The 6000-nt window shown below is 74.7% G+C and carries 5 protein-coding genes and 1 riboswitch; of the genes, 1 reads left to right on the top strand and 4 read right to left on the bottom strand.

The genetic code is table 11. The annotated features are described in order from the left end of the window. Window positions 1-159: 159 nt before the first annotated feature. On the bottom strand, window positions 160-1311 hold the full coding sequence (locus GWK25_RS26945; RefSeq protein ID WP_215453820.1) for a cobalt-precorrin-5B (C(1))-methyltransferase: 1152 nt from the start codon (window positions 1309-1311) through the stop codon (window positions 160-162). A gap of 18 nt (window positions 1312-1329) precedes the next feature. Between GWK25_RS26945 and GWK25_RS26940 the strand changes: the two genes are divergently transcribed. Next, window positions 1330-2076 carry a cobalt-precorrin-6A reductase gene (locus tag GWK25_RS26940; protein WP_215453819.1) on the top strand — a complete coding sequence of 249 codons (747 nt, stop codon included), beginning with the start codon at window positions 1330-1332 and terminating at the stop codon, window positions 2074-2076. A gap of 42 nt (window positions 2077-2118) precedes the next feature. On the opposite strand, the gene GWK25_RS26935 is transcribed toward GWK25_RS26940, so the two are convergent. The 3 genes from GWK25_RS26935 to cobG form a co-directional block, all read right to left on the bottom strand. Further along, a complete protein-coding gene (locus GWK25_RS26935) occupies window positions 2119-3609 on the bottom strand; it encodes a precorrin-2 C(20)-methyltransferase (protein WP_215453817.1) in 1491 nt (496 codons plus the stop codon). Next, window positions 3606-4238 (bottom strand): precorrin-8X methylmutase, encoded by a 633-nt coding sequence (locus tag GWK25_RS26930; RefSeq protein ID WP_215457612.1) that lies wholly within the window; start codon window positions 4236-4238, stop codon window positions 3606-3608. The genes GWK25_RS26935 and GWK25_RS26930 overlap by 4 nt, the downstream gene beginning before the upstream one ends. Before the next feature lie 131 nt (window positions 4239-4369). Then, window positions 4370-5752, bottom strand: coding sequence for a precorrin-3B synthase (gene cobG / locus GWK25_RS26925; protein ID WP_215457610.1), 1383 nt, complete (start codon window positions 5750-5752; stop codon window positions 4370-4372). A gap of 101 nt (window positions 5753-5853) precedes the next feature. After that, window positions 5854-5930: riboswitch (cobalamin riboswitch) on the top strand. The last annotated feature ends 70 nt before the right edge of the window (window positions 5931-6000 follow it).

The raw sequence follows: 6000 nt of genomic DNA, 5'->3' as shown, positions 1-6000 counted from the left end.
AGGTGCGACCGGGGGGGGCTTCTCGCGCAGTTCCCCGCGCCCCTGAAAAGCCGGGGCCGTGCCCCAGCCTTTTCAGGCCCGCAGGGCCTGATCTCTTAGGGGCGCGGGGAACTGCGCGAGAAGCCCTACCGGGCCCGCAGCCGACAATGCGCCCCTCCCTCAGCGCACCCCACTGCGGCCCACCACCATCCCCCCGCGGTCGACGCAGATGACGTCGACCGCGACCGGCGCGCCCCGCAGGACGGACAGCGCCTCGTCACGCGCGGCCGTCGCGACCAGGTCGCCCAGTGGGACCCCGGCCGCCGCGCACAACTGCAGCGCGGCCAGCCCGGTGTTGGCCCCGGCCACTTCCGCGGCCAGCGCCTCGTCCGCGCCGCCGCGCCGCGCGAGGTCCGCGAGGAACCCCTTGTCGACCTGGGAGCGGGCGGAGTGCAGATCGAGATGCCCGGCGGCGAGCTTGGACAGCTTCGCGAACCCGCCGCAGATGGTCAGCCGGTCCACCGGGTGGCGGCGCACGTACTTCAGGACCGCCCCCGCGAAGTCGCCCATGTCCAGCAGCGCGTCCTCCGGCAGCGCGTACTCGGCGACGACCGTCCGCTCCGACGTGGACCCCGTGCACCCGGCGACATGCGTGCGCCCGGCGGCCCGCGCCACGTCCACGCCCCGCCGGATGGAGTCGATCCACGCCGAGCAGGAGTACGGCACGACGATCCCGGTGGTGCCGAGGACGGACAGGCCGCCCAGGATGCCGAGACGGGGGTTCCAGGTGGACCGGGCGATCTCCTCGCCGTTGTCCACGGAGACCGTGATCTCGACATCGCCGGTACCCCCGTGCCGGGCCGCGACCTCGGCGACGTGGTCCCGCATCATCTGCCGGGGCACCGGATTCACGGCCGGTTCCCCGACGGGCAGGGGCAGACCCGGACGGGTGATCGTGCCGACCCCCGGGCCCGCCCGGAAGACCACCCCGGAGCCGACGGGCAGCGGACGCACCGTGGCCCGGACCAGCGCGCCGTGCGTGACGTCCGGGTCGTCGCCCGCGTCCTTCACGATCCCCGCCATCGCACTGTCGCCGGTCAGCTCCTCGGCCGCGAGCGCGAACGCCGGGGTCTGGCCCTTCGGCAGGGTGATGGTCACCGGATCCGGGAAGTCGCCCGTCAGCAGCGCGGTGTACGCGGCCGTCGTGGCCGCCGTCGCACAGGCACCGGTCGTCCAGCCGTGCCGCAGCCCGGTGTGCTTGAGTTGGGCCGCGCGACCGCCCCGCGCCCCGTCGCCGGTCCCACCGGCATCCCGTACTTCGTCACCGCTCATGAACGGACCCGGACTCCCATGCACGCATTGATACTCGGCGGGACCACGGAGGCCCGCCGCCTGGCCGAACTGCTGCACGCCACCCCGGGCGTCCGGCTGACCAGCTCCCTCGCCGGACGCGTCGCCAGCCCCCGGCTGCCCCCGGGCGAGGTCCGCGTCGGCGGCTTCGGCGGGGCCGAGGGGCTGGCCGCCTGGCTGCGCGAGCAGGGGGTGGACGCGTTCATCGACGCCACGCATCCTTTCGCCGGGACCATGAGTTTCCACGCGGCACGGGCGGCCGCCATGACCCATGTTCCCCTGCTCGCGCTGCGCCGGCCCGGCTGGGTGCCGACCGCCGGCGACGACTGGCACGACGTCGGCTCCCTGGCGGAGGCCGCGCGGCTGCTGCCCACGCTCGGCCGGCGCGTCTTCCTCACCACCGGCCGTATGGGCCTGGCGGCGTTCGCCGCCCTGGACGACCTGTGGTTCCTCGTACGCTCCGTCGACGCGCCCGAGGCCCCGCACCCGGCCCGGATGGAGGTGCTGCTCGACCGGGGCCCGTTCACCCTCGCGGGGGAGCGGGACCTGCTCGGGCGCCACCACGTCGATGTCGTGGTCACGAAGGACAGCGGGGGAGCGGCGACCGCGCCGAAGCTCACGGCCGCGAGGGAGGCGGGGCTGCCCGTGGTCGTGGTACGCCGACCGCCCGTGCCGGAGGACGTGCCCGTGGTGCCGGACCCGGAGACGGCGGCGCATTGGGTCAGGGGGCTCGTCGAACCCCGCTGACCCGGCCACCGCCGTCCCGACAGCACCCCTTGCGCGCCCCGCTCATCCCTCCGGGTAGCGGCGCGGCGTCCAGACGATCTCCTCGCCGTCGCCGCGCCGGACCGCCCGGGTCTGCGAGGAGCCGACCAGCAGGATCGTGCGCATGTCGACCTCGGCCGGGTCCAGCTCCGCCAGCCGTACGATCCGCACCCGCTCGCCGGGGCCGCCCACGTCGCGGGCGACGACGACCGGGGTGTCCGGCGCCCGGTGTTCCAGCAGCAGCTCGCGCGCCTTGCCCACCTGCCAGGTACGGCTGTGCGAACCGGGGTTGTAGAGGGCGAGCACCAGGTCCGCCGAGGCCGCCGCCCGCAACCGCTCGGCGATGACCTCCCACGGCTTGAGCCGGTCGGACAGGGAGATCGTGGCGTAGTCGTGGCCGAGCGGGGCACCCGCGCGGGCGGCGGCCGCGTTCGCGGCGGTCACCCCCGGCAGCACCCGCACCGGCACATCCGCGTACTCCTCCTGCGAGGCGACCTCCAGCACGGCCGTCGCCATGGCGAAGACCCCCGGGTCACCACCGGAGACGACCGCGACCCGCCGCCCGCGCCGGGCCAGGTCGAGGGCGAACTCGGCGCGCTCCGACTCGACCCGGTTGTCCGAGCCGTGCCGCACCTGACCCGCCCGGCGCGGCACCCGGTCCAGATACGTGGTGTAACCGACGAGGTCGTCGGCGGCGGCGAGCGCGCCCCGCGTCTCGGGGGTCAGCCACAGCGGACCGGCCGGGCCGGTCCCGACCACCACGACCTCGCCCCGCTCCCGGGCCTCGGGCCGTTCGACGTCGACCTGGCTGGGCAGCACGGCCACCGAGAAGTACGGCACCGACTCCGGGTCCACGTCCGCCAGTTCGGCGAGCCGCTCCCCGGCCATGGTGGCCCGCTCCACGTAGCGGGCCCCGCCGAGCCGCCCCGAAGCCTCCAGCGCGCTCCGCACCTTGGTGAAGGTCCTGCCCAGCTTCATCACCACGGCCACGTCCGTCGCGGCGAGCCGCGCGGTCAGCTCCTCCTCCGGCAGGGTGCCCGGCAGGATCGTCAGCACCTCCTCGCCCTCGGCGAGCGGAGTGCCGAGCCGGGCCGCGGCGGCCGACACGGACGTCACACCGGGGATCACCTCGGTGTCGTAGCGGTCCACCAGCCGCTTGTGCATGTGCATGTAGGAGCCGTAGAACATCGGGTCGCCCTCGGCGAGGACCGCGACCGTGCGCCCGGCGTCCAGATGCGCGGCCAGCAGGGCCGAGGCCTCCGCGTAGAAGTCCTCCATCGCGCCCTTGTAGCCGCCCGGGTGATCGGTGGTCTCCGTCGTCAGCGGATACATCAGCCGTTCCTCGATGTGGTCGGCGCGGATGTGCCGCGCCGCGATCGAGCGGGCGATGGAACGGCCGTGCCGGGCGCAGTGGTACGCGATCACGTCCGCCTCGGAGATCGCCTCGACGGCCCGGACGGTCATCAGGGACGGGTCACCGGGGCCGAGCCCCACCCCGTACAGCTTGCCGCTCACTCTTCCTCACTCGCGATCGCGTTGAGCGCGGCGGCGGCGATGGCGCTCCCGCCACGACGGCCGCGCACGACGAGGTGCTCCAGGCCCGACGGGTGCTCCGCCAGCGCGTCCTTGGACTCGGCCGCGCCGACGAACCCGACGGGCACCCCGATGACGGCGGCGGGCCGGGGCGCGCCCTCGTCGATCATCTCCAGGAGCCGGAAGAGCGCGGTGGGCGCGTTGCCGACGGCCACGACCGAGCCCTCCAGCCGGTCCCGCCACAGCTCCAGCGCGGCGGCGCTGCGCGTGGTGCCCAGCTTCGCCGCCAGCTCGGGGACGGCCGGGTCGGAGAGCATGCACAGAACGTCGTTGTCGGCGGGCAGCCGCTTGCGGGTCACCCCACTGGCCACCATCTTCACGTCGGTGAAGATGGGCGCCCCGGCGCGCAGGGCCTCACGGGCGCGGGCCACCACGTCGGGCGTGTACGCCAAGTCCCGTACGAGGTCGACCATTCCGCAGGCGTGGATCATCCGGACCGCGACCTGGCTGACATCGGCGGGCAGGGCCGCGAGGTCCGCCTCCGCGCGGATGGTGGCGAAGGACTGCCGGTAGATCGCCGGGCCGTCCTTCTCGTAGTCGTAGGTGGTCACGGTGGTCTTCTCGCTGCTCTCGGTCGTCGTACGGCGGTCGTTCGTGCGGGTCGTGCCGGTCGTGCGTGTGGTGCGGGTCGTGCGTGTGGTGCGTGTGGTGCGTGTGGTGCGTGTGGTGCGTGTGGTGAGCCTCATCGGGTCCGGGGCGTGCGTGTCGTGTGCGTCAACGGGTCCGTGTCGTGCGGCTTTTCGGTGGTCCAGGGGGTGATCTCCCCCAGGGCGGCGTCGAGTCGGGACGGGTCCGCCATCGCGGCGGTGCGCGGGCTTCGGCCGGGGGCGGAGCGGGAGAGTTCGTAGCCGCCACCCTCCACCGCCACCACGTCGATCCGTTCGCCCCGGGGGTGGCCGCAGCGGCGCTCGCAGCCCGACCAGTACAGGGGAAGTCCCGCTTCGCCGGCCGCCGCCAGGCTCTTGGTGGCGTCCGCCCGCACGTCCGCCCGGGACTTCGCGCAGCCGGGCCGTCCGATGCAGGCGCCGACACGCAGCCAGGGGGAGGCCGGATCGGTGACGAGGCCGGTCACCGAGAGCCGGGCGAGCGCGTCGGCCGTCCGCTCCTCGCTCAGGCCCCGTACGGGTACGACGACCCCGCGCCATGGCGTGAGCCGCAGTTCCCGGGACGGTGCCGCGGCCGCGAGAGCGGTCAACTCCCGCCATTGCAGGGGGGTGAGGCGACCGAGAGGGACATGCACGCAGAGGGCGTCGCCGACGGCTCCCGGGGGCGGGCCGCCCTCGGCATCGGCCGTCCCGCTCTCGGCGCGGCCCCGGCTCACGGAGTCGACGCCGACGGCGGCCAGCCGGTCCCGGACCCGGCCGAGCAGCCCGTCCTGGAAGGGGAGTTCGGTCACACGCCAGACTCGGGCCCCGCTCTCCCGCGCCGCCTCCAGGAAGGTCTCGGCGGCGGTCAGCGCGGCACGGGCCGCTTCCTCGCCGGGGACCGCCAGGCTCTCCCCGGCCGTCCCCAGGCTCAGCAGCGCGCCACCGTCCTCGGCCGCCCGGACGGTCACATCGGCGTCCAGCGCGGTCACATCGCCGCGCCCGTCGTCGAGCGCGAACAGGAACCGTCCCGACAGCCCTCGCGCCGCCTCGCTCGCGCACAAGGCGGTGTCGAGGGCGGACAGCCAGGGCCGTACGTCGCGCAGGCCGCGTCCGTCGAGACCGGACAGGGGGGAGGCGACGATGTTGCGCACCCGTTCGTGCCCGGCGGACGGCAACAGCCCGGCCGCGTCCAGCGACTCGGCCAGCTCGCCCCCGCAGCCGTCGGCCAGTCCGCGCACCTGTACGTTGCCGCGGGAAGTGAGGTGAAGATCACCGTCGCCGAGCCGTCGCGACGCCTCCGCGAGCGCCTCGGCCTGGCGGACGCCCAGCACACCGCCGGGCACCCGGACCCGGGCCAGCGCCCCGTCGTCCGCCGTATGCAGCCGCAGCGTCCCCGGGCAGGCGTCGCCACGGTCCCGTGTGACCGCTGTGGCCTGGGACGATGAACGCAGGGGAGGGGTGGACATGGCGGCGAGCATACCCACCGGCACAACGGACGTATCCTCCGCCCTTTTGAGGCGACCCTTACTATGCTGCTTGGCGGATCATCCGGTCCGCCGACGCCACCACGGCGACAGGGGAGGAAGCCCGGTGTGAGTCCGGCGCGGTCCCGCCACTGTGAGTCCGTCCCAGGAGGGGCGGACGAGTCAGGAACTCCCTTCCCCGTACCGCTCGGTCCGCCCGGGCAGGGGAGACTCCGATCCGACACCGCCCGGGGCGCGGACCC

Source organism: Streptomyces sp. ATCC 21386, from assembly GCF_018728545.1.
Classification (GTDB): domain Bacteria; phylum Actinomycetota; class Actinomycetes; order Streptomycetales; family Streptomycetaceae; genus Streptomyces.
This window is presented reverse-complemented; position numbering and strand designations above follow the sequence as displayed.

What these genes read in the sequence shown, in the direction of transcription:
- GWK25_RS26945 (WP_215453820.1), bottom strand. Translation starts at nt 1,311, where the DNA reads ATGAGCGGTGACGAAGTACGGGATGCCGGTGGGACCGGCGACGGGGCG.
- GWK25_RS26940 (WP_215453819.1), top strand. Translation starts at nt 1,330, where the DNA reads ATGCACGCATTGATACTCGGCGGGACCACGGAGGCCCGCCGCCTGGCC.
- cobG (WP_215457610.1), bottom strand. Translation starts at nt 5,752, where the DNA reads ATGCTCGCCGCCATGTCCACCCCTCCCCTGCGTTCATCGTCCCAGGCC.